This is a genomic window from Halorhabdus amylolytica (assembly GCF_004944975.1).
GTDB classification, from domain to species: Archaea; Halobacteriota; Halobacteria; order Halobacteriales; family Haloarculaceae; genus Halorhabdus; species Halorhabdus amylolytica.
In genome coordinates this window covers 107,160-130,334 of sequence record NZ_SPQG01000004.1, presented here as the reverse complement: position 1 = coordinate 130,334, position 23,175 = coordinate 107,160, and the positions used below count along the sequence as shown (strand labels likewise).

The following is a 23,175-nucleotide window of genomic DNA, read 5'->3' as shown; positions in this document are numbered from 1 at the left end:
TCATGGATCGGGCTCGGACTGTCAGCGAGTGTGGAAGTGGGACAGCCGTTGTCTCGATGAGGATATCGGCCATGTAGCGACCGCGGCGTACGCGAAGCGGACGATCGATCGGCCCGTCAGGAGAATCGACAGTTCCGATCACAGTGGTAATCCGGCACACTCGAAGATCGCCAGAGTTCGCGCGAGCGACAGGAAGCGACCGCGACAGTTGCCAGCCAGTGCAGGGACAAACCACTTAGTGACGCCGAACGAAGCAGGGGGTATGACAGATCGACCGCAATCGGGCGAGATCTTCGGCGTGCCGTACAATTTCGAGCGACCGAGCATGAAACGGCTGCTGTCCTCGTACTGGCAACCAGGGGAGAGCATGCTCGTCGAGAAGCCCTTCGGCGTCGGGTACACGCTCAACCTGGCGAACTGGCGGTCGTGGGTGGTCCTGGGCGTCGCGGGTGCCTTGCTGTGGCACCAGCAGTCGGACGAGGACGCCGAGGGGGACACCGACGCCGAGGACGGGTCGGACGACGACGGCCCGGTCGAGGTCATGGTCGAGTAGTCCGGCCTACACCGACGTACCTTTTGACGGGGGGAGCGAGGTGTCCCCATGATCCGGTTCGTGACCGGCAACGAGGGGAAAGTCCGTGAGGCGCGGGCGGCCCTGGACGCGCGTGTCGAACAGTTCGAGTACAACTACCCCGAGATCCAGAGTGACGAACTGGCTACGATCGCGGCCCACGGAGCACGTGAGGCCTCCCGCGAGGTCGGCGAACCCATCATGGTCGAAGACTCGGGGCTGTTCGTCGATGCACTCGACGGGTTCCCCGGCCCCTACTCGGCGTACGTCGAGGGAACACTCGGGATCGAACGCGTCTGGCGACTGACCGAACCGGAGACCGACGACACTGCAGCGTTCCGGTCGGTGATCGCCTACTGTGAGGGTTCCGATCTCGCGGACGCCCCGACCGTCCGGGACGGCGACCCGCCCGTCGCGGTCTTCGAGGGACGGGTCGAGGGACGAATCGTCGCGCCGCGCGGCGATGGGGGATTCGGCTACGATCCGATCTTCGAGTACGACGACCGCACCTTCGCCGAGATGGAGCCCGAAGAGAAGAACGAGTACTCACACCGCGGGCGGGCGATCGATGCCTTCGCCGCGTGGTACGGCGCCGATCGCTGACGAGGGATCGAACCCGATCAGGTCCCGTGCTGCCAGTCGTCCATGTACTCGCGCTGTTCGGGCGTCAACTCGTCGATCTCGACGCCTTCGGCGTCGAGTTTGACCTCGGCGACCTCCCGGTCCAGTTCGTCGGGGACGGTGTGTACGCCAGCCCCGTACTCGGCACCGTTCTCGACCATTTCGCGGGCCGAAACGGCCTGAATGGCGAAGCTCTGGTCCATGACTTCGACGGGATGGCCCTCGGCGACTGGCGACGCGAGGTTCACGAGTCGCCCCTCCGCGAGGACGTTCAGCTGGCGCCCGTCGGGCATGACGTATCCGCGGACGCCGTCACGCGCGTCGACGATTTCCTCGGCCATGTCTCGAAGGTGTTCGAGGTTGATCTCGACGTCGAAGTGACCGGCGTTGGCCAGTACGGCACCGTCGTCCATCTTCTCGAAGTCCTCCCGGGTGATCACGTCCCGATTGCCCGTCGTCGTCACGAATAGGTCACCCTCCGTGGCGGCCTCGGCCATCGGCATGACCCGGAATCCCTCCATGTACGCCTCCAGTGCCTGTCGGGGCTCGATCTCGGTAACGATCACGTCGGCGTTCATCCCGCGTGCCTTTTTTGCGACACCTTTACCACACTGGCCGTACCCGCCGACGACGATCGTCTTGCCGGCGATCGAAAGGTTCGTGGTGAGTTCGATCGAGACCAGACTGGCCTCGCCAGTCCCGTGGACGTTGTCGAACAGCCGCTTCATCGGCGTGTCGTTGACGGCGAACATCGGGTACTCCAGGGCGCCGTCCGAATCCATCGATCGCAGGCGGTGGACGCCGGTGGTCGTCTCCTCGCAGCCGCCGACGATCGAATCGATGAGTTCGGGGAACTCCTCGTGGACGCGGAAGACGAGATCCGCGCCGTCGTCGATGGTGATCGTCGGTTCCCGAGAGAGGACGGCGTCGATCGCGCCGTAATACTCCTCGTCGTCGACGCCACGCTCGGCGTAGGAGGTGATCGACTCGTGGGCGTCCAGGGCGACACTGACGTCGTCGTGCGTCGAGAGTGGGTTACAGCCGGTGATGGCGACCTCCGCCCCGGCGGCGGCGATCGTCTCGGCGAGAACCGCCGTGGTGGCTTCGACGTGCATTGCCATCCCGACGGTCTCACCCGCCAGGGGCTGTTCGGCCTCGAATTCCCCGCGGAGCGACTCCAGGATCGGCATGTGTTCGCGCGCCCAGTCGATCTTCCGGCGACCCGACGCCTCCTTCGCGGCGGGATCCTCGACCCGCTCGCTGATCGGTTGACTCATGTCCGGATCATCGACGCACGTCGGGAAAACGCTACCGAAGCGTCACGGAACCGGAGCGTCAGTTCGGGGGACCGGCGTGGTCCGGCGGCCCGCGCTCCTCACCGTCATCATCTTGCTCGTCATCGTCGTCCTCGTCGGACCCGTCACGGTCCCGGTCGCGATCCGGCTCCTCGTCCGTGGAATCGAGATCCCTGTCCTGTTCTCGGTCACGATCCTGGTCCTGATCCGGCTCCTCGACCTTATCGCGGTCACGATCCTGTTCCCGATCACCGGCCTGGGATGGACTGCGGTCGTCATCAGCCTCGTTCCCGCCCGCCCCCGCATGTTCGGGCGGGCCACGCTTGTCGCGGTCATCGTCATCAGCCTCGTTCCCGCCCGCCCCCGCATGTTCGGGCGGGCCACGCTTGTCGCGGTCATCGTCATCAGTCACGTTCTCGCCGGGACCGGCATGGGCCGGCGGACCGGCGTGATCCGGTCGGTTGTCGGCGCCGGGGTTGTTCTCCGTGACGAACTCGGAGACGGCTGGCCCGATCCCGGGGCCGCTTGAGGCGAGAAGGCGATGGACGAACGCCTGAACCTGCTGACCGAACGCCTCCTCGACGTCGTCACCCTCCAGAACGGTCGTCGTCGAGGCGGTCCGATCGTCGACTGTCGCAGTCACGCTGACGCGTACGTTCCGTTCGGGAGCGTCGAGCGTGACCGTGCCGTTCGCGTCGGTCTCGTACGTCCCGCCGATGGTCACGTCCTCGGTCCTGTCTTCCGTCTCGTTCGCTTCAGTCTCCCCGTCACTGTCTCGGAGAACCGTCAGGGCTTCCACGTCGACGGAAGCGTTCGGCACAGCGCTCCCGTTGTCCGTCACACTGATCGTAACGTCGGCGTCGTTTCCGGCCTGTGTCACCGAGACCGCGAGGCCGTCCTCGGCAGCCACCGCCGGGGCTGCCGTCGAGACGACCAGGAGTGTGGCCACGGCGACGGCGATCAACTTCTGATTCATTGCACTCGATAGTCCGCACGACAGGGTGAAATACTCCGACGGCCGTTCATTCCGTTCGGCTCGATTTACTGATCGACAAGACGGTCGCAAATCGATCGTTACCGTTCAAAATTGTTTTTCAGGGTTTTATAAAATAAAGATCGAAGCGAACAAATTACGTGGCGCGATCGACGAGTTCCTCGGCGTGTACCTCGGCTTCACGACGTACCCGTGACTCATCGAGAACGGTGACCTCGCGGTCGCGCATCAACACGTCGCCGTCGGCGACGGTGTGTCGGACGTCAGATCCACGCGCCGCGTACGCCAGATGGGAAACGAGGTCGTGGGCTGGCGTGAGATGGGGAACCGCCAGGTCCAGGACGGCGAGGTCAGCTTTCGCGCCCGGTTCGATCCGGCCGGAGTCGAATCCGAGCAACTCGGCGCCGTTCGCGGTCGCCATCTCGACGACGGAGCCGGCGTCGACGGCACGGGGGTCCTCGGCGGCGAGCTTCCCGAGCATGGCCGCGTCGCGCATCTCGTCGAACATATCCAGATCGTTGTTCGAGGCTGCGCCGTCCGTGCCGAGACCGACCGGGACCCCCGCGTCGAGCAGATCCTGAACCGGGGCCATCCCGCTGGCGAGTTTCATGTTCGAGGCCGGACAATGGACGACGCCCGTCCCGCGCTCGGCCAGCAGGTCGATCTCGCGTTCGTCCACGTGGACGCCGTGGGCGAGGAAGTCCTTGGAGGCCAGCAGTCCCACGTCAGTCGCGTATTCCAGCGGTCGTTCGCCGTGTTCGTCGACGATAGGGTCGACCTCGTCTTCCGTCTCGTTGGCGTGAAGGTGAATCGGCAGGCCGGCATCCCGCGCCCGCGGGACGAACTCTCGAAGGTACTCCTCGTCGACGGTCGTCAGCGAGTGGGGCATGAAGGCCGTCCGGACGCGGCCGTCGGCCGCGCCGTCGTACTCGCGGGCGAACGCGAGCCCGTCTTCCATCTCCTGTCGGGCGTCGGTGTCGTCGTTGCCGACGGTGATCGATCCGTACCCGAGCACGGCGCGCATCCCCACCTCGTCGACCGCCTGAACGACCTCGGGCATGAAGAAGTACATGTCCGCGAAGGTGGTAGTCCCCGACTTGATCATCTCGACGAGGCCAAGCTCGGTACCGGCGCGGACGTCGTCGGCCCGCAACTCGGCCTCGACCGGCCAGACGTCCTCCCGGAGCCAGGCCGAAAGGGACTTGTCGTCGGCGTACCCGCGCAACAGCGTCATCGCGACGTGCGTGTGGGCGTTGACGAGGCCGGGGATGACCAGTCCGCCCGACGCGTCGAGTTCGTCGTCTGCCGAACCGACGTCGCCAACCGCTTTGATTTCGCCGTCGGCCTGGTCGATCAGGACATCAGCGCGTTCGACAGTCAGATCCGGGCGCAATACCTCGCCACCGGTGACCACCAGTGTGCTCATATCCGACACTTCGCGTGTCCGGCCTAAGTCGGTGACGGGTTCAGCCTACTTCGCCAGCGCTTTGACAACGAGACGACGAGGACAACGCGATGAGCACACGATCGGGTGCCAACGGGTCTCTGGTAGGCGGCTCTCGCGGACGGTTGTTGTTGTCCGTCGCTGTCGGTTGGTTTCTCGTCCTGGGGATGCGGTTCGTCCTGCCGGCGCTGTTGCCGACGATCAGCAACGAATTCGATCTCACGGAAGCCTCGGCTGGATTCGCCGTGACGGTTTTGTGGGTGACCTACGCGGCCATGCAGTTCCCGACTGGACTTGCCGTCGACCGCGTCGGCGAGCGGCTATTGTTGGTCGCCTCGGCGGTCCTCTCCGGGCTGGCACTGCTGACCTACTGGGTGGCCCCGACGTTCACGCTCGTGCTCGTTGCGACCGGTCTGTTCGGCCTTGGGACCGGGCTTTACGGGCCTTCTCGCGGGACGCTGCTATCTCGCACGTTCACGGACCGGGAAGGGGCGGCCTTCGGAACCGTGCTGGGTGCGGGGAGCGTCGGGGCGGCGGCACTGCCGCTGCTCGCCACGCTCGTCGCCGCAGTCTATGGCTGGCGGGCGGCCATGGTCGCGGTCGTCCCACTGTTTGCCCTCGTCGCCATCGTGTTGTGGATGACGGTCCCGCCACGGGACGACGGTACCCACGAGGGACCAGGCGTCCGGCGGACCGTTCGACGACTCGTGGCGTCGTTTCACGACCGACGGATCGTCCTCGCCGTCACTGGGGCGACACTGATGCTGTTCGGCTTTCAAGCGTTGACCGCGTTTCTCGTCACGTATCTCCACCAGGTAAAGCACCTCTCGACGGGTACTGCGGGGGCGATCCTCAGCGGGCTGTTCGTCGTCGGGGCTCTCTCCCAGGCCGGTGGGGGCCTCGTCGCCGATCGTTTCGGCCAGTCCCGGACACTGGCGGCGATCGCGATCGTAAGCGTGCCGCCGCTTCTCGCCCTGCCGAATCTCGACGGACGTCTGGCACTGGCAGTCGTCGGCTCGCTGACGGGCGTCCGGATGAGTGTCGGCCCCCTTATCAACGCCTACATCGTCGGGACACTGCCTGACGACGTCGAGGGGACCGCCTGGGGCTTGCTCCGGACCGGGTTCTTCGCGATCGGCTCGCTGGGCTCGACAGTTGTTGGCGTCCTTGCGACGATGGCGCTGTTCGACGAAGCGTTCTACCTGTTGGCGGCCCTGACGGTGCTTGCGGCCGTTATCTTCCTGACGTTGCCAGCCCGCGCCCGGCCGAGCGGCGCGAGCTGACGCCTCGACTGTCCCTCACTCCCCCCGTTTCGCGGTTGTCTGCTTCAGCCACTATCCTCCCCTCACCCCTCCCGTCTCTTCAGCCACTGATCCAGACACTCCCGGATCGCCGCCTCGCGGTTGTCACGGTGGTCCCGGAAGGCCTTCGCATCGAGGGCCTCGAGGGTCTCCTCGTCGAACGCGACGGTCACTTCCTCCATGTCCCCAAGGACATCGTTCATTGTCCATAACCGGGGGACGGCACCGACTAATAGGTTCGTCAGCCAGTCGTCCGACGCCCGGCACGAGATTCGAATGCTCACTGGCTCACGTACGGATCTCGAAACGCGTCCCCGTCTCGACGTCGACGAGGTCGATCGCCCACTCGTGGGCGGCGACGATCTGCTCGACGATCGCGAGTCCGAACCCGGTTCCGTCCTCTGCCGTGCTGTATCCCGATTCGAAGACGTTTTCGCGTTCTTCCGGTGGGATTCCGGCGCCGTCGTCTTCGACGTAAAACCCCGCCGCGTCGTCGAGAGTGCCGACGGAGACGGTCACGTCTTCGCCTCCGTGCTCGACCGAATTCCGGAAAAAATTCTCGAAGAGTCGCTGGAAGCGCTCCGGATCGGCGAGGAGGTCACGATCGCCGTCGACGATCAGTTCCGCGTCGGCGGTTTCGACCATCCCCCAGGCGTCACGTGCCATCGCCCCCAGGCTGACGCGTTCGCGTTCTTCGATTGGCTGTCCCTGGCGAGCCAGCTGGAGGACGTCCTCGATGAGGGCCTCGATGCGGTCGAGTGCCTCGCTTGCGGTTTCGAGGTGTTCGTTGTCGTGTTCGTCTCTGGCGAGTTCGAGCCGTCCCTGGGCGACGTTCAGCGGGTTCCGGAGGTCGTGAGAGAGCATACTGGCGAACGAATCTAGCCGGTCGTTCTGGCGTTCGAGTTCGTTGCGGTACTGCTCGCGGTGGGTCTCGTCGGTGAAAACGAGCGCACGTCCGAGAGTGGCCTGGGACGCCGAGAACTGCTGTTCGGTCACGCGGTAGTAGCGCGTCTCTCCGTCCCGATGGACCATGACGAGTGGCTCGTCCGCCTCGATCTTTTCCGCACACTGGGGGGCGATCGACGCGAACTTCTCCCCGATAACCGATCGGTCGGCCAGTGCCGGGACGAGCCGTGCCGCCGCGCGATTGAAGTCCTGAATCCGGCCGCTGTCGTCGAGGACGATGACTGGATCGTCGCGATCGCCGGCCAGTCGAATCGTCCGGAAGCGTTCGAAGTAGACGAACGTCAGGCCGACGGCGAACGTCCCAACGCCGATCGGTTCGTAGGTGATCTCCATCAGTCCGGGAACGACCAGCCCGAGGATGTCGAATACGATCGGCAGGGCCGTCAGCCCGAGTAAAACCAACAGCGGACGCGCGTCGTGGCTCACCTGCCGAAAACGCTCATAGAGCATGAAATACCCGACTGTCGCCAGCGCGTAGCTGGCCCCCATGACTGTCCAGTGGAAGGTGGTACTCTCGATCGCGACGTGGGTGAACGGCGTCGAGACGACCTCGCTCGTGAAGTACAGTCCGTGGACGCCGTTGGTTAGTTTTACGGCGACGATGGCGAGAAAGACGACGATCGCCGTCCATCGGATCCTCGGATCACGGTGCAACGACCGACCGGTGTAGGCCGAACAGAAGTACAGCCATCCGCCGATCGTGCTCAGGCCGACGACGAGGCCGATCTGATACAGGAGAACGCCGAGTTGTTCGTTCGTCGTCGCCAGGTAGCCGACATGTGCCAGCGCCCATCCCCCGCTGGTGAGCAGGAGGGCGACCAGCCCGCGCCGGGTGTCGCCTTCGGCGATCCGGTTGACCCGGACGGCACTGAGGAACGTAGCGACGGCCGAAAGCCCGAATATCGCCAGGTACCAGAACCGCCCGCCGATCGCCGGAACTCCGTCGATCATCGGTGATTCGACTCACCTGTCCTTCCCATGGGAAATATTCCGTAGCCATCGTAATGAATGTATCTTCCGGCGGAACGGTCCGTCGAGTCGTGTCGAAAGGCCGAAGCGTGTCGAAAGACAGTTGCGGCTCTCGTTCCCAGGGGAGGTATGCGCATTGCCCTGCCCAACAAGGGCCGGCTCCACGACCCGAGCGTCGACGTACTCGAACGCGCCGGGCTTCACCTCGTCGACGGCGCGGACCGACAGCTCTACGCGCACACTGTCGACGAGGACGTGACCGTGCTGTACGCCCGCGCCGCCGACATCCCGGAATACGTCTCGGACGGCGCCGCGGACGTCGGTATCACGGGATTTGACCAGATACGGGAGGCCGATCGGGACAACCTCGTCGATCTGCTCGACCTCGAATTCGGCGAGTGCAAGCTCGTCCTCGCCGCCCCTGAGGACAGCGACGTCGAGGAACCAGCCGACCTCCACGGTGGCACCATCGCCACTGAATTCCCGAACGTGACCCGGAACTATCTCGACGACGAAGGTATCGACGCCGAGATCACCGAAGTCTCGGGGGCAACCGAACTCACGCCACACGTCGACATCGCCGACGGTATCGTCGACATCACCTCGACGGGCACGACCCTGCGGATGAACCGCCTCGAAATCATCGACGATGTCCTCGACAGTTCCGTCCGGCTCGTCGCCCGCGAGGATGTCGCCGCCGACCCGAAGGTCGAACAGATCCGGATGGCACTCGAATCAGTGTTGACCGCCGAGAACAAACGCTACCTCATGATGAACGTCCCCGAATCCCAACTCGAAGCGGTCAAAGACGTCATGCCGGGGATGGGTGGCCCGACAGTGATGGACATCGCCGGGACCGAAGACGTCGCTGTCCACGCCGTAGTCGAGGAGGGGGCGGTCTTCGAGACCATCAACCGGGTGAAAGAACTCGGTGCCAGCGACGTGCTCGTCACGGAGATAGAACGGCTCGTCGAGTGAGTTACCGGTCGTCCTCCAGCCTGCTCACGCTTCGATCTTCTTGTAGTCGACGTACTCGCCGCCGCGAAAGTCCTCTAGCAAGTTAATCGCCGTCGGTGCTGTACGTCACGTCCCAGGACGTGGTGCGTTCTCGTATTTAACCATCTTCTCGGGTTTGTCGGAAATGGTCTCGTAGATTCGTTGGAGCGTCACCTCGGCTGCGAGCAGGTTGTGCTCCTCGAGGAATGCTTGACCCTCCTCGGTCAGACCGTAGAACTTCCAGGGATACCCCTGCCGTCGCCGGTCGTCCGCAAGGACGACTTCCTCGACGACGCCGGAGTCGATGAGTTTCTGGACGTGCTTATAGACAGTGGCTTCGCTCACACTGGGATTGAGTTCCTCGAGTTCGTACATCGAGGGGAGTTGTTCGGGATGCTGGAGGATGTTATTGACGAGCGCGAACCGAGTCTTCTGAGTGACGAAGTGGACGAGTTCGCGGGTTTCAATCTCCTCCCCGGTTTCCAGGTCTGTACTCATACGTCACAATTCGTGCCCTGACGACAAGTAGTTTACTCTCAAGTAAACTACTCCAGGATAAACAACATCCTGATGTCGTTAGTTAATTAATCCGTAAACTACATTTTCCGGTGTCGAGAGAGTGGGGTATGTCCGAAGAACCACAAGTTTCAGCGGACGCCCTCACGAGTGCGACGGAGCAACTCGACGAGGAAGAACTCTCGCTTTCGGATAACGAAGAGATTCTCCACGCGCTGAGCGAGCTGACGCCCATCTATGAGAACGACCGATCGTACTTCGTGCTCGGGAACTACGATCGAGAGCCGATCCGGCGACTCAACCTGGTCGTGGACCGCCTCAACCGCCGGCAAGACGCCTACGCCTTCCGGATGGTCGATGTCAGGGGCGAGTGGGACAACAGCATTCAGAAGTTTTGTCTGATCGCGGATATCGTGACGTTTCTCGTCGGCGTCGCCGAGAAGGAGCCAAGTGACTTCCTCGTCGAGCAGGGGTTGCTTGTCGGCACGACGGAGTACTTCTCGAAGAGTCATGTCCTCAAACGCGAGTACGACGACACAGAGCACCCGTTCGGCTGGATGCAGGACGGCGTCTTCGAACTGTTCGAGCACGAGGGACGGCTGTACCGCTGGCGAACCGAGGACGAACTCGTCAGTGCTGGGGAGTCACTCCCCTGAGATCGCGGTCCCGTCCGGAGATCGGCTGCTGGCCGTCGAAAATCCTGTCTCAGTTCAAGACCCGAACCGATCGCTGTCCGTCCTAGGCTTCGATCTTCTTGTAGTCGACGTACTCGCCGCCGCGAAAGTCCTCGAGTAAGTTGATCGCCGCCGTCGTGCCCTCGCCGACGGAGACGTTGACCTGACGCTGACCGCCCGTGATGTCGCCCGCTGCGTAAACCCGATCGACGCCGGTGTACTGTTCGCTGTCGACGTCGAGATAGTCGCCGTCTCGGGGGATTCCCAGCATGTCCGCGATGTCAGTTCCGCCCGCGGCACCCAGTGCGACGAAGACGCCCTCGACCTCGATGACGTCGCCGGACTTCAACTCGACGCCTTCGACGACGTCGTCGCCGACGATTCGCTTGGCCGGCTCCTCGATGATCTCGATGCCCTGCTCCGCCAAGCGCTCGATCAGTGCGTCGTCCATCTCCAGGTCGTTGCCGTTGGTCAGGACGCGCACGTCGTCGGTGTAGTCCAGCAACATCTCGGCCTCCTTGGCGGCGTAGTTGCCGGCGCCGACGACTGCGACCGGGGAATCCTGATAGAAGAATGCGTCACACTCGACGCAGTAGGAGACGCCCCCGCCCTCGTATTCGTCGACGTCCTTGATCGCCGGACTCTCGTAGGATGCGCCGGTCGCGAGGACGATCCCGCGGACCTCGTACTCGCCTGCTTCCGTCTCGACGACGTACCCGTCGCCCTCCTCGGCGACGCGGACGACCTCCTCGGCGACGATCTCCGCGCCGAACTTGGTAGCGTGTTCCTGGCCCGCCTCGACGAGTTCCGGACCGCTTGCACCCTCCGGGAAGCCATAGACGTTCTCCATCCAGTCGACGTCCCTGGTCGTTCCGTCGCCCTTGTCGAAGACGAGCGTCTCCTGATCTGCGCGTGCGGTGTAGACGCCAGCGGCCAGGCCGGCCGGCCCACCACCGATGATTGCAACATCTGCCATTGTGTGCCTATTGTACAATACTACGGGATATAAACGCCTCGATCCACGCAAGTGTGTCACTCACGTGCTGCAATTGATTCGTATATCCCACCAAGCCGAACGAACAGTAATGGACAATAAATGAAATACAATCCGCATCGGATCCGGGAGACAAAGCCTCACCCGACGGGGAAGAACTGGAAGAGGTCGTCGCGTTCGGCCTCGTGGAGGTGCGTCCGGACGGCCTCGTTCAGTGAATCGATCGATCCGCGTTTGGCAGTGATCGGCGCGATGGTGTCCTGCCACTGTTTCCAGGGCGGATGCAGGCCGAGGCGATCACAGAGATCGTTCAGGCGGTCGTCGCGGTCGTCGACCTTGTCCATCTTGTTGACAGCGACGACTGGTGGGATACCCACGTCTCGAAGGAAGTGAAACAGTTCGACGTCGTGGGGGATCTCGTCGGGACCGGAATGGCGATCGATGATGTCGATGACGCTCTTGCCGTCGACGACGAGCACGCCGACCAAGATATTCTCCGCGTACTCCTCGACGTAACGGATAACGTCGGTTTTGATCTCCTCGCGAGCGTCGTCGGGAACGCCTTCCATGTAACCGAACCCTGGCAGATCCGTCAGGACGAAGTCCTGGCTCGTCCAGTCGTAGTGGTTGGGTTCGCGGGTCACGCCGGGGCGCTGGCCGGTGTCGAAGGTGTGGCCGGTCAACTCCCGCATGAGCGTGGATTTGCCCACGTTCGACCGCCCGAGGAGGACGACCTCACTATCGCGATCCGGCCGCGTCTCGAACATACCCGGGCTACAACGTGGGGCGGGAAAGGGATCGCGATCCCTCGGCAGAACCGTTCTGGCCGGAGAGGTGACTCGGTTCGGATTGTTTCCGACATTTCGAACCAGCGTGCAGATCGAACCACTCACGTGATTTGAGGATGATTTTTACTAACGCTCTTGTGAAGCACGTTGTTGATTTTCAGAGAGCGGCGTCGAGAGCATGTTTGAGTGCTTCGTCACCAGGTTTTCTGTAGAGTTCGCGGCGGAGCTGAAAGGCTCTAAGATACGGTGTTAGCTTGTCTTTTGACACTCCTCGGTGGGGCGAGAGCCACCGTCGCGTCAGCGACGCGTGGCTCTCGCAGGTGTTGACGTGGATGTCGCCGTCAGCGTATTCGCCGTCGCCGTGGACGACGTATTTGCGGGTGAATGCGTCGTCTTCTTCGAGCGGTTCGTACGATCGAAATCCGTCCGTATAGACGGTCAGCGACTCCTCATCGTGGTCAGCAAGCAGGAGTCGAATCGTCGATTCGTCAGCGGATTTCGCTGGCACGACATAGCGCTCGTCCGAGCCACGATCGACCAGCGTGAACACCGGCGGTTTGTCGCCGTCGTACGAACCTCGTCCACGCGTGGATAAGCCACGCGAGCGCGACTCCTGGTCGCGCTCGCGGCCTTTCAGGCCGGCCGAGACGTACACTTCGTCGATTTCGACCGGTCCAGACAGTGTGATCGAAGGCGCGTCGAGCGCGCTGGCGAAGCGCTCGACGCGCCGTCTCACCGTTCTGTACGAAAGATCGAGCTCCGCCTCGATCTGCCGAATACTCGTGTTGAACCGTAAGAACACGTAGATCGTGAAGTACCACTCTTTCAGTGAGAGCTTCGAATGAGCAAAGATCGTGCCGGTCTTGTCGTTGAACGTCCGACCGCAATTCTTACACAGATACCGTTGATACTCCCGATAGCTGCCGTTTCTGACCGTCAGGTCAGAACGGCAGCGGGGGCACTCGACGCCATCACGCCAGCGAACCTGTTGGAGCAGGTCCGCTGCAGCCGATTCCGACACGAACCGGCTTATTGGGAACATATCGGGCACCGCTGGCGCGGTGCCCTTGCCCTCTTCGACTTTCAGCCGCAACTCTCGCTATCAACAATCTACTTCGCAAGAGCGTTTACTATTATTTCGAAGGTTTAGGACTGCCAAACATCAAAATATAAATACCTATATCTGGAATGGAAGATTGATTGTTCAGAATGTCTGAACAGAATTGGTCCCGCGAAACGAGTCGACGCACGGTCCTCAAGACAACTGCGGCTTCGATCGCCGGGCTCTCAGGAGTGAGTTCACTGGCACCGCTCGGTCGAGGTGCCGAGGGATCGCGTCCACAGCCCGTCAGTGATCCCGAGCCTGCGCCTGCACCTGCTATTCACATCGCGCCAGATCTCCGCGAGTTCAACTGGCCGATCCTCCTTGGGAACGAGCGAGATTCGATGGCCGACGCACTCACCGGCTACGTTGACGATGCCACAGTTAGCCGGGAACAGAAACGGACGGCCCGCGAATCTCTGAAAGACATCTGGGCAGAAGTTGAGATCAAATCCAAGACCAAGCCCTGGCATGTAATCCAGAAACAACGTGAAAAAGAGCGACGAGAGAAACCGAATACACACGACAGCGACCGACGAGGGGGGCAAGGCCACAAGAAGAGACAGAAGTCCCAGAAAGGCGGCAACGCCAAGCCCCAAATCCGGCGTGATGATACAACGACAGTCTACAAATTGAAAGGAGACAAACAGAAGGTAAGGACGGTGTTGGAAGATACCGAACGAACAGTCCGTCAAACCGGAGCTGTCTCTGTGGCTACAACCCAGGACGCAGAATCTCTGGCAAATCTATCAAGCGTGATTGAATCGGGTGCGACCTCATCTGGTGAAAACGAAGAAGGTTCCGAAAACATATCACCTCAATGGAAGCGTGGAACCAAAGATAAGCATGAGGGGCACAATTATCTCGCGCGTTGGGCGGGAAAGAATATGAATATTGACGACGATTTATCTGATGCGTTATTTAACAATGCCCCAAAGCCGGATGGGTGGGACTATGATTTCCCGAAGATCCCAGAGAGATTCGAAGATCCACCGACTGGAAATGACCGAGCCCACTCATATGCACATGCCTGGAATCCGTTGACAAAGATCGGTCATGCTGATCATTTCTTAGACGAGCGAATGAACAATGCGGTAGATCACGCTGAAGAGAGTACCGAACGGTATCAAGAAGTCGGCTATGCTATGCACTTTCTCCAAGATCTCGGAAATCCATTACACACTAATATGTTTCTGGAACAAAAACTGAATGAGTGGGTCCACTATAAATACGAACGGAAAGTTGCGGAGTATCTTGAAGACGGACATATACTCACGGAAAATGTTGAGAACTTAGAGGGTTACAATCCTGTCCCGGATCCCCTCCCATGGGAAGGCTCGAAGTGGGGCGAACATGGACACCAATTAGCGACATTCTCTGCAAATTATGCATCTGATTTCCTTACCATCATCATGGAACATGAGGGTGAAGACCCGCTGGCAAACAGTGATGAGTTAGTCACCGATACCCAATCAGTCCTCGAGAAAACGACGACATACTCCATGGGATTGATTGGGGAGATTCACCCGCTGTATGCGTAACTGTTCAGATCATGAATACTATGAGCACAATTGGATGGAGGGGATTGGTAATCGCCGCCATGATCTGTAGTGTGGTCGCCCTGACTGGTTGTGCAGGAGTCCAGATGGAGGTGGATGAATCACCTGGCCCACAGGAACTGGGGGGCTATAATCTCACCATCGGCGAACCGACGACTGGCGAGATCTTCGAGGGGATATATTCGATCGGAAGCATCCACGAAACTGGCGGAGAGGTAGGATTCAAGTTACCGAATCAAACGGAAGCATTGGCTTCGATACGAATAGTCAAAACTCAAGAGAATGATACAAAAGTACATGACGTAACCCATCGATCAGATTTCGACCAGGACGACACGCTCGGTCTAGAAACCCCCATCTACCCCAGTACTGACAAATACCGGTACCGAGTCGAGGCCCTGAACGGATCGGATGCCGTCATCGATACAGTCAACGTCACGATCGTGGATACCTGACAGCCTTTTCCCCCCACTTGCACTTGGTGGAGACCATTGTGATACTGTGATCGTGATCGAGCGAAATCGCCACGTAGCTCTGCGGAAGCAGCGTCGATATGGCCTTGGGAGGTGACAAAGTTTTTGCTGGACCGTTGAATACGCCCCTGTATGGTCCCCGAATCAGATTCCGAACGCGGCTGTCCGAAGTGTGGTCACGAAGAGACCGAGGTCGGTGAAATCTCGACGACCGGCGGCGGGCTTAGCAAGATGTTCGATATCCAGACGAACAGTTTCAAGGTCGTTTCCTGTACCAACTGCGGGTACTCGGAACTCTACCGGGACACGACTTCCGGGACGAGTGACATCGTCGACGTGTTCCTTGGGTGATGGCCACGGGAATCGTCATCCTGGCGCTCGTAGTCGCGCTCGCCCTCCCGCTCGTCCTCTATGGCCTCGTCCGGGCCGAACACGACCAGCGTGAGACGATGGACCGCGACGACGCCGAACGGGCCGCCCGGCGGGACACCCGTCAAGAGCGATGAGTACCCGGTCGCGCTACGTTCGCGAGAAGCGGTGAACTCGTCGTCGTCCGTGCTGTCAGTCTATGGACCCCTTCGTTGAGCCAGGCCGACCAACCACAAGTATTTGGGCGTACCGACCGACCGGCCGGGTGTGCGTCTCGTCCAGATCACGATCCCGTCGGGCAAGCGGGAAGCCATCGAGGACGCCCTGGACGCCGAGGACGTCGACTACGTCCTGACCGACGAGACCAGCGGCCGGGAGTACACGGCTGTGGCGTACGTTCCGCTGCCGACCAACGCCGTCGAGCCAGTACTCGAACGACTTCGGGAGGCGGGCCTCGACGAGCAGGCCTACACCGTGGTCGTCGAGGCCAACACCGTTATCTCCCGACGGTTTGATGAACTCGCAGAGCGCTACGCCGAGGAGCGCGACGAGGAGCGGATCGCTCGCGAGGAGCTCACCTCGAAGGCTGCCGACCTGGCGCCCGCGACGCCGAGTTACGTCGTCCTGACGGTCGTCTCCGCGGTGATCGCCACCGCCGGACTGCTGTTGGACTCGCCGGCTGTCATCGTCGGTTCGATGGTGATCGCGCCGCTGATCGGCCCGGCGATGGCCGCAAGCGTCGGGACGGTCGTCGACGACGACGAACTCTTCCGGCGGGGTGTGGGGCTACAGATCGCGGGGCTCGGACTGGCAGTCCTTAGCTCCGCCGTTTTTGCCTTCCTCGTCCGGAACCTGTTTCTCGTCCCACCCGGGCTCGACGTAACCGGTATCCCGGCCGTCCGGGAACGTCTCCTGCCCGATTTCCTTTCGCTGGTGGTCGCACTCGGGGCCGGCGTCGCGGGTGTCGTCAGCCTCTCGACGGGCGTCTCGACGGCGCTGGTCGGCGTCATGATCGCCGTCGCGTTGATCCCGCCCGCGGCGACGGTCGGGATCGGGATCGCCTGGGGGTTGCCGACAGTTAGTCTCGGATCGGGAGTATTGACGCTCGTGAACGTTCTCTCGATCAATCTGGCTGCCCTGGCCGTGCTGTGGTACATGGGCTATCGGCCGACCCACTGGTTCCGCGAGGACGACGCGCGTTCGAGCACGATCAAGCGTGTGCTTGCACTCGCTATCGCCATCGCCGTCCTGTCCGTGTTCCTCGGCGGCGTCACTTTCGACACCTACACGCGAGCGACCGTCGACGGACAGATCGACGAGGTCGTCGCCGAGACCGTCGCCGGAACACCGGATGTGACCGTACAGGACGTCTCGATCGAACGGACCGGCGGGCTGTTCTTCCAGCAACCCCGGCGAATCGTCGTCACGGTCGGCGTCCCGCCCGACGACGGCCCCCCCGACCTGGCTGATCGACTCGACGATCGTCTCGACGCCCTCGTCAACCGGGACGTCTCGACCGAGGTCCGGTACGTCACGACCGAGTCGACAACCTGAAAGTGGCGGGCCGGGACGACCGTCCCGAGACTCAAAGGCTCGTTTGAGCTATGGATACGGGTATTTACGTCCCGCCCGAACTGGGAAGAGATGCGTACGAACAGAATACTACTCGTGGTTACACTCGTCGCAGTGACGGTACTCGCTGCGGTCGGCGTTGCGGTTGCTGTTTCGCCGGACGGACAGGCGGATGAACCGAACAGACAGATAGAGGTCGCCGCGTCGGGTGACGTTTCGGCCGACCCCGATCAGGCCCAGTTGCGTGTCGGCGTCGTCGCGACCACCGACGACGCGGCGATTGCCCGCACCCAGGTCGCCGAGAACGTGACCTCCTTGCGGTCTACCCTCGAAGAACTCGGGATCCCGGACGACCGGGTCGAGACTGACTACTACAACATCCGGGAAGTCCGGGAAGGTCCCGAATCGGAGCGGGCAACCCAGTACCGGGCGATCCACGCCTTCGAGATCACCCTCGATGACACCGATCGCGTCGGGGAAGTGATCGACGGCGTCGTCGACAGTGGAGCGAACCGAGTTCAGGGCGTCTCCTTTACGCTTTCCGTGGACCGTCGAGCAGACCTCCGACAGAAGGCTCTCCGGAATGCGATGGACGCCGCCCGAAAGGAGGCGAGAACGCTGGCTAACAGCGCCGATCTCACCGTCGAAGGGGCTGCAGCGATCAGTGCCAGCGACGTCAACGTCCGGCCGTACCGTGTCGAGCAAGCGATGATGACCGAAACCGCCGACGCCGGCGGATCGACGTCGATCGAGAGCGGTCCGGTCGACGTCTCTGCGTCCGTCCAGGTCGTCTACAACGCGACGGCGTGATACGTCCGTGCAGTCGTTTGCCTCGCCGAAACATCGACGGCCGGCCGGCTACTCTTGGTTCCCGGAACTGTCCAGTCCCGGGATGGAGACGGCAGCCTCGAAGCGTCCCATCGCAAGGGCCGTCGTCAGCACCAGCGCGAGGTAGAACAGCCCGACGATCACGTACACCTTGGTGTACCGGAACGTGTCCGAGCCGACGCCTTCTGCCGCCCGGAACAGTTCCGGGACGGTGATGAACGCCGCCAGCGAGGAGTACTTGATCAGATAGACGAATTCGTTGGTCCAGCCGGGAATCGCCAGCCGCAACCCCTGGGGCAGAACGACGTGGCGGATCGTCCCCCGCATGTCCAGCCCCACGGCACGGGCGGCGGTCAGCTGTCCCGCATCGATCGACTGTAGCGCAGACCGGATGTACTCGGCCTGGTAGGCCGCGGAGTTGATCGTGAACCCGACGACTGCGACCATCGCGGCCGCCTGTGGGATCGGCGGCTCACCGGTGAACCCGATCGCGCGGGCCACGCTCCCCAGTTGTAGCGCGTACCACAGGAAAAACAACTGTGCGAGCAGGGGCGTCCCCCGGATCAGTTCGGTGTACCCCAGCGAGAGCGTACTGAGGACGCGGCCACCGTAGACACGGGCCACCGCCAGCGGCACGGCGATTACCAGCCCGAGGAGCAACGAGACGACCGTCAGGTAGACAGTGATGAACGCTCCGTCTGCGAGTTTCGGCGCGATCGTGGCCGCGAACGCCGCCAGGTCGGCCAGCCAGACCAGCCACTCAAGCAGCACGTCGGCCGGACCGAGCGCGTTCGCGACGCCCGCGACCGCATCCGCGACGGCCCGGAACGGGCCCCCGGGGATCCAGCCTTGCCGGACCAACACCGGCACCTCCGATCGGATCAGATCCGGGAACCCCAGTGCCGTCGCGATCACATCCAGCAGCGCGTTATGGTACGCCCAGCGGGCAAGTAACCAGGTCCAGAACACCGCGCCGACGATAGCGATCGCAATCCGACGACGTTCCGGAACCTGCTCGACGAGCGAGGCGCGCTCATCGGCAAGGTCGTCGGTCGTGTTGCCGTCAGTCACGGGTCGATCACCGCCGAAGTGTGACGATCGCAACCCATCGTCACTCGAAGTCCGTGAACTGGCCGAGGAACGATTCGGTCCGTTCGTGCTGTGGGTTCTCGAACAGTCGCTCGGGCGGCCCACGCTCGACGATCCGCCCGCCGTCGAGCATCGTCAGCGTGTCGGCCGCCGAACGGGCAAACCCCATCTCGTGGGTGACACACAGCATCGTCATTCCTTCGGCCGCGAGGTCGTTCATCACAGCCAGTACGTCGCCGATGAGTTCCGGATCGAGCGAACTGGTTGGCTCGTCGAACAGCATGAGTTCGGGGTCCATCGCCAGTGCGCGGGCGATGCCCACGCGCTGTTGCTGACCGCCGGACAACTCGGCGGGATAGGAGTCGGCCTGTTCGGCCAGACCGACCTGATCGAGGTGGGCCTCGGCCCGTTCGACCGCCTCGTCGTGATCCATCCCGAGGACTTCCTCGAGTCCGAGCGTGACGTTGCCCCGCGCCGTCCGGTGGGCAAAGAGGTTGAAGTCCTGAAAGACCATGCCCACGCGCTGGCGAAGGTCGTTCGAGTCGAGGTCGTGGATCGATTCGCCGGCCAGCCGGATGGTTCCGGCATCGATCTCGGTCAGGCGGTTGACACACCGCAGCAGCGTCGACTTCCCGGCGCCGCTGGGGCCGACCAGCACCTCGACGTCGCCCTGTTCCATGCCGAGGCTGACGCCGTGCAATACCTCCTCGTTCTCGTAGGCCTTTTCGATGTCTTCGAGTTCCAGTAGTGTCATCCGTCTCCCTCCGGGATCGCGTAGCGTGTCTGTAGCCGATCGAGCGTCCGGTTGGTCGCGAACGTCAGCACGAAGTAGATGGCACTCACCGCGAGAATGAGTTCGAACATCGCCGTCGAGCGCTCGGGCTGGACGAAGAGGTACTCAGCGCGGGTCAGCAACTCGGCCAGTCCGATCGCGATAGCCACGCTCGTGTCTTTCAGGACGATCGTGAACTCGTTTTGAAAGCCCGGAAGCGCCCGCCTCACAGCCTGCGGGAAGATCACGTGACGGACGGCCCCGCGCCGCGGGAGGCCGATCGCGCGGGCGGCTTCCATCTGCCCGTCGTCGATGGACTGGATCGCCCCGCGAAACACCTGTCCCTGATAAGCCGCGCTCCGGAGGCCAAGCGCCAGCGTCGCCGCGATAAACGGCGATACGCGGATCTCCAGGCCGGGAACGGTCCCGAGCTGCGGGATCGGCAGACCCAGGTAAAACAGCATCATCAGGACGACGATCGGCGTCCCCCGCAGGACGACGCCGGCACCGGCAACCAGTCCCCGGAGCCGCCCCGTCCCGTAGACCTCGATCGCCCCTGCGGGGAACCCAGCCAGGAACCCGAGGACGAGACTGCTGACAGTCAGTAGAATGGTGACGGCGGTCCCGACCAGCAGGAAGTCGAAGTTGCTCGCGACGACGCCCCAGTCACCGCTCTGGAGGACGATGGCCGTCCTCGTGAGCGCCGGATCGAGGCTCCGTAACGCGCCAGACACGACCATCGACTTACTCGAAGTATTCAGCGACCAGTTCGTCGTACGTCCCGTCGTCCCGCACTTCGGCGAGGGCGTCGTTGATCGCCGAAACACGGTCGTCGTCCTCGCGCAGCCCCAGGCCGAAGCGCTCGCCGGTCTCAATCGTGAACGCGATCGTCACCGCGCGGTTCGCGGCGAAGTTCTCGGCGACCGGTACGTCGATCACGACGGCGTCGACGTTGCCGTTCTCTAAGTCCTGGACGGCCAGCGTGTAGTTGTCGTACTGCCGGTAGTCGCTCCCTGAGAGTGTGCCGTCCTCGATGAGTCCCTCAACCTGGTCCTCGCCGGTCGTCCCCGACTGGGCGCCCACGCGGTGACCCGAGAGGTCGCCGACAGCCGACGGCTGGAAGTCGCCGTCTTCGCGGACGATGACGGCCTGGTTGGCCTCCCAGTACGGATCCGAGAAGTCGATCTGCTGGTCGCGCTTGTCGTTGATGGTCATGCCGGCGGCGATAAGGTCGATCTCCCCGTTGTTCAGCGAGCCAATCAGGGCGCCGAAGTCCATGTCGACCCACTCCCCGAGCTGATAGTCGGTCCGCCCGACGACCTCGGCGACGAGGTCGACGTCGAACCCGACCAGTTCGCCCTCGTCGGTCCGGTACTCGAACGGCGGGAATCCCGGTGCAGTCCCCGGAACGATGGTCCCCGCGGCTCCTTCGGTGGTCATGCCCGCGCCGGCGTCGGTCGTCGCTCCCGCGCCGGTGTCCGTCTCCGCGTCCTCGGCCGGCTCGGTCGTCGTTTCGCTTCCCTGACACCCGGAAACCAGGCCGGCAACCCCGACGGCACCGACACTCTTGAGGTAAGCGCGACGATCCATGCTGAATTCGCGTTTCATGTTCGTGTACCCTGTCCAGCGTCTATTTCAGCGTTTCGGACGCGTCGGGCCGTGAAACCCGGAAGATCACAGGCGAGTGGCACGAAATCAGGATGATCGATCGTTTCACTTCTGGGGGCGACCGGCCTGGATGGAGACGTTCGTCTAACGGACTCACTCCTCGAAGGGCAGTTCCGGTTCGTAGCCAACGGCCTCGATCGCCGCCTCGAGGACCCCCTCGACGTTCTCGTCTTCGGTGACACTCATGTAGTGATCGGCTTCGACGTCCCGCGATCGGTCGGCTTTGTTGGCGACCGTCAGGACGGGCGCGTCCTCGAACCGGTCGAGAATATCGTTCCGGAGATCGAGTTGCACGTCGATCGGGAAGCCACATTCGCCGCTGGGGTCGACCAGTACGAGCACGGCGTCGGCGAGGTGTTCCAGCGCACTCACGGCCTGGTTCTCGATGTCGTTACGCTCCTCCGGCGGACGATCGAGCAGCCCTGGCGTGTCCACGAGTTGATAGCGGATGTGATCGCGTTCGAGGTGGCCGACGTGGATCTGCGTGGTGGTGAACGGGTAGGCAGCGATCTCGTTGTCGGCCCGCGTCACCCTGTTGACGAACGAGGACTTCCCGACGTTGGGGTAGCCCGCGACGACGATCGCTGGTTCGTCGGGCCGGATGTCAGGGAATTGCCGGAGGGAGTCCCGCGCCTCACCCAGTGCCGCGAGATCGTCGCTCACTTCGCGGGTGACGTCCGCCAGTCGGGCGAACGCTTGCTTGCGGAGTTTCCGTGCGCCGTCAACGTCCGCGTTACGCAGTCGGGACTGGTACTCGTCGCGGATGTCGTCGGTCTTCCGGCTCGCCCAGGTGACCTCAGAGAGGTGTTGACGCAACTCGTCGACGCTGCTCTCGGCGTCGGCCAACTCCCGGTAGAAGGGGTCCAGTTCGTCGAAGTCCGGCCAGGCAGTGACGACGTTCTCTAAGTTGTCAGAGAGGATGTTCGACGCAGTCTGGAGCATCGATTCCTGGGCTTCGTGGCCTTGTTTGGCCCGGCCCGCTCGGGCTGCCCGCGAGAAGGCCTTGTCGATGAGTTCCTCCGACGTCGGGGTCGTCGGGAGGTTCTCGAATGGATGACTCATTGGAGCACGATAGGCCGTCGGCGGGTAAAAGGGCGTTCTTCCCGCCGCAGCGAGCGATATCGACGGTCGCGTATCAGGAGTGATATTCGGAAACGGAGATTTAAGACCGATATCTGTCCACATCTCACTATGCCGGGAGAGATACTCCGAGACGAGACCGCCTACACCATCGAATACGACGACGAGATCGACGCGGTCGTCCACACCTGGAACATGTTTTCCAGCGGCGAGAAGTTCCGGGAGGGAGCCAACGAGTTGCTGAATATCTTCGAAGAGCGTGACGTCTCGAAACTGATCGTCGACACGAGGGAGGTCAAGGCCCACGACGACGAGGACAAACAGTGGCTCCAAGCAGAGTGGATCCCCAACATGATCGAGGCCGGGATGGAGTACTCCGTCAACGTCCATCGATCGAGTGTCATCGCCGAGATGGATATTCAAGAAACCGTCGACCCGATCGAAGACGCGCCGTTCGAGAACCTGATAACGGACGACATGGCTGAAGCCCGCGAGTGGCTCGCTTCCCAGTGACCCAGACTGCTCGTGCGTGAA

The 23,175-nt window shown here is 62.4% G+C and carries 26 protein-coding genes; 12 read left to right on the top strand and 14 right to left on the bottom strand.

Going from position 1 to position 23,175, the window contains the following annotated elements; translation table 11 throughout:
* The first annotated feature begins 262 nt into the window (after window positions 1–262).
* Together E3374_RS07515 and rdgB are read left to right on the top strand one after the other, a co-directional pair.
* Window positions 263–553: a DUF5808 domain-containing protein gene (locus tag E3374_RS07515; RefSeq protein ID WP_136688461.1), complete on the top strand. Its 291-nt coding sequence runs from the start codon at window positions 263–265 to the stop codon at window positions 551–553.
* A 48-nt stretch (window positions 554–601) separates the two neighbouring features.
* Window positions 602–1,174 (top strand): RdgB/HAM1 family non-canonical purine NTP pyrophosphatase, encoded by a 573-nt coding sequence (gene rdgB, locus E3374_RS07510; protein WP_136688460.1) that lies wholly within the window; start codon window positions 602–604, stop codon window positions 1,172–1,174.
* 17 nt (window positions 1,175–1,191) lie between these two features.
* Here the strand turns inward: rdgB and E3374_RS07505 are convergent, their stop codons facing one another.
* From E3374_RS07505 to E3374_RS07495, 3 genes are all read right to left on the bottom strand, one after another.
* Window positions 1,192–2,469 (bottom strand): adenosylhomocysteinase, encoded by a 1,278-nt coding sequence (locus E3374_RS07505; protein ID WP_136688459.1) that lies wholly within the window; start codon window positions 2,467–2,469, stop codon window positions 1,192–1,194.
* A 58-nt stretch (window positions 2,470–2,527) separates the two neighbouring features.
* Complete coding sequence (locus E3374_RS07500; RefSeq protein WP_136688458.1) at window positions 2,528–3,463, bottom strand: hypothetical protein; 936 nt, start codon at window positions 3,461–3,463, stop codon at window positions 2,528–2,530.
* A gap of 154 nt (window positions 3,464–3,617) precedes the next feature.
* A complete protein-coding gene (locus E3374_RS07495; RefSeq protein ID WP_136688457.1) occupies window positions 3,618–4,907 on the bottom strand; it encodes an amidohydrolase in 1,290 nt (429 codons plus the stop codon).
* Window positions 4,908–4,996: 89 nt separating this feature from the next.
* Here E3374_RS07495 and E3374_RS07490 point away from each other — a divergent pair, with 89 nt between their 5' ends.
* Window positions 4,997–6,208, top strand: a complete 1,212-nt coding sequence (locus E3374_RS07490; protein WP_248299412.1) for an MFS transporter — start codon at window positions 4,997–4,999, stop codon at window positions 6,206–6,208.
* Window positions 6,209–6,270: 62 nt separating this feature from the next.
* On the opposite strand, the gene E3374_RS07485 is transcribed toward E3374_RS07490, so the two are convergent.
* Both E3374_RS07485 and E3374_RS07480 read right to left on the bottom strand, forming a co-directional pair.
* A complete protein-coding gene (locus E3374_RS07485; protein ID WP_136688456.1) occupies window positions 6,271–6,429 on the bottom strand; it encodes a ribbon-helix-helix protein, CopG family in 159 nt (52 codons plus the stop codon).
* 85 nt (window positions 6,430–6,514) lie between these two features.
* Complete coding sequence (locus E3374_RS07480; RefSeq protein WP_136688455.1) at window positions 6,515–8,143, bottom strand: sensor histidine kinase; 1,629 nt, start codon at window positions 8,141–8,143, stop codon at window positions 6,515–6,517.
* Window positions 8,144–8,290: 147 nt separating this feature from the next.
* Here E3374_RS07480 and hisG point away from each other — a divergent pair, with 147 nt between their 5' ends.
* Entirely contained in the window at window positions 8,291–9,139 is an 849-nt protein-coding gene (gene hisG, locus E3374_RS07475; RefSeq protein WP_136688454.1) for an ATP phosphoribosyltransferase, read from the top strand.
* A 105-nt stretch (window positions 9,140–9,244) separates the two neighbouring features.
* On the opposite strand, the gene E3374_RS07470 is transcribed toward hisG, so the two are convergent.
* Window positions 9,245–9,655, bottom strand: coding sequence for a helix-turn-helix domain-containing protein (locus E3374_RS07470; RefSeq protein WP_136688453.1), 411 nt, complete (start codon window positions 9,653–9,655; stop codon window positions 9,245–9,247).
* 128 nt (window positions 9,656–9,783) lie between these two features.
* On the opposite strand from E3374_RS07470, the gene E3374_RS07465 reads away from it, so the two are divergent.
* Window positions 9,784–10,329, top strand: a complete 546-nt coding sequence (locus tag E3374_RS07465; protein ID WP_136688452.1) for a hypothetical protein — start codon at window positions 9,784–9,786, stop codon at window positions 10,327–10,329.
* An 82-nt stretch (window positions 10,330–10,411) separates the two neighbouring features.
* On the opposite strand, the gene E3374_RS07460 is transcribed toward E3374_RS07465, so the two are convergent.
* From E3374_RS07460 to E3374_RS07450, 3 genes are all read right to left on the bottom strand, one after another.
* The gene (locus E3374_RS07460) at window positions 10,412–11,323 is read right to left on the bottom strand and encodes an NAD(P)/FAD-dependent oxidoreductase (protein WP_136688451.1); all 912 of its coding nucleotides are present in this window, start codon (window positions 11,321–11,323) and stop codon (window positions 10,412–10,414) included.
* A gap of 158 nt (window positions 11,324–11,481) precedes the next feature.
* Entirely contained in the window at window positions 11,482–12,108 is a 627-nt protein-coding gene (gene engB / locus E3374_RS07455; RefSeq protein WP_136688450.1) for a GTP-binding protein EngB, read from the bottom strand.
* A 178-nt stretch (window positions 12,109–12,286) separates the two neighbouring features.
* Window positions 12,287–13,171 (bottom strand): IS1595 family transposase, encoded by an 885-nt coding sequence (locus tag E3374_RS07450; RefSeq protein WP_136688597.1) that lies wholly within the window; start codon window positions 13,169–13,171, stop codon window positions 12,287–12,289.
* Window positions 13,172–13,575: 404 nt separating this feature from the next.
* Here E3374_RS07450 and E3374_RS07445 point away from each other — a divergent pair, with 404 nt between their 5' ends.
* The 6 genes from E3374_RS07445 (at window position 13,576) to E3374_RS07425 (ending at window position 18,014) form a co-directional block, all read left to right on the top strand.
* Window positions 13,576–14,772, top strand: coding sequence for a phospholipase C/P1 nuclease family protein (locus E3374_RS07445; protein ID WP_136688449.1), 1,197 nt, complete (start codon window positions 13,576–13,578; stop codon window positions 14,770–14,772).
* Window positions 14,773–14,792: 20 nt separating this feature from the next.
* Window positions 14,793–15,245 (top strand): hypothetical protein, encoded by a 453-nt coding sequence (locus E3374_RS07440; protein WP_136688448.1) that lies wholly within the window; start codon window positions 14,793–14,795, stop codon window positions 15,243–15,245.
* Window positions 15,246–15,395: 150 nt separating this feature from the next.
* Window positions 15,396–15,614: a zinc ribbon domain-containing protein gene (locus E3374_RS07435; protein ID WP_136688447.1), complete on the top strand. Its 219-nt coding sequence runs from the start codon at window positions 15,396–15,398 to the stop codon at window positions 15,612–15,614.
* Complete coding sequence (locus E3374_RS17140) at window positions 15,614–15,769, top strand: hypothetical protein (RefSeq protein WP_169051803.1); 156 nt, start codon at window positions 15,614–15,616, stop codon at window positions 15,767–15,769. The genes E3374_RS07435 and E3374_RS17140 overlap by 1 nt, the downstream gene beginning before the upstream one ends.
* A 130-nt stretch (window positions 15,770–15,899) precedes the next feature.
* The gene (locus tag E3374_RS07430; RefSeq protein WP_136688446.1) at window positions 15,900–17,186 is read left to right on the top strand and encodes a TIGR00341 family protein; all 1,287 of its coding nucleotides are present in this window, start codon (window positions 15,900–15,902) and stop codon (window positions 17,184–17,186) included.
* 90 nt (window positions 17,187–17,276) lie between these two features.
* Window positions 17,277–18,014 carry an SIMPL domain-containing protein gene (locus E3374_RS07425; protein WP_136688445.1) on the top strand — a complete coding sequence of 246 codons (738 nt, stop codon included), beginning with the start codon at window positions 17,277–17,279 and terminating at the stop codon, window positions 18,012–18,014.
* A 48-nt stretch (window positions 18,015–18,062) separates the two neighbouring features.
* On the opposite strand, the gene E3374_RS07420 is transcribed toward E3374_RS07425, so the two are convergent.
* The 5 genes from E3374_RS07420 to E3374_RS07400 form a co-directional block, all read right to left on the bottom strand.
* Window positions 18,063–19,103: an amino acid ABC transporter permease gene (locus tag E3374_RS07420; protein WP_136688444.1), complete on the bottom strand. Its 1,041-nt coding sequence runs from the start codon at window positions 19,101–19,103 to the stop codon at window positions 18,063–18,065.
* 40 nt (window positions 19,104–19,143) lie between these two features.
* Window positions 19,144–19,875, bottom strand: coding sequence for an amino acid ABC transporter ATP-binding protein (locus tag E3374_RS07415; RefSeq protein WP_136688443.1), 732 nt, complete (start codon window positions 19,873–19,875; stop codon window positions 19,144–19,146).
* Entirely contained in the window at window positions 19,872–20,633 is a 762-nt protein-coding gene (locus tag E3374_RS07410; protein ID WP_136688442.1) for an amino acid ABC transporter permease, read from the bottom strand. The genes E3374_RS07415 and E3374_RS07410 overlap by 4 nt, the downstream gene beginning before the upstream one ends.
* Window positions 20,634–20,637: 4 nt before the next feature.
* Entirely contained in the window at window positions 20,638–21,501 is an 864-nt protein-coding gene (locus tag E3374_RS07405; RefSeq protein ID WP_169051802.1) for a basic amino acid ABC transporter substrate-binding protein, read from the bottom strand.
* 153 nt (window positions 21,502–21,654) lie between these two features.
* Window positions 21,655–22,623: an NOG1 family protein gene (locus E3374_RS07400; protein ID WP_136688441.1), complete on the bottom strand. Its 969-nt coding sequence runs from the start codon at window positions 22,621–22,623 to the stop codon at window positions 21,655–21,657.
* 129 nt (window positions 22,624–22,752) lie between these two features.
* Here E3374_RS07400 and E3374_RS07395 point away from each other — a divergent pair, with 129 nt between their 5' ends.
* Window positions 22,753–23,154: a hypothetical protein gene (locus E3374_RS07395; protein ID WP_136688440.1), complete on the top strand. Its 402-nt coding sequence runs from the start codon at window positions 22,753–22,755 to the stop codon at window positions 23,152–23,154.
* The last annotated feature ends 21 nt before the right edge of the window (window positions 23,155–23,175 follow it).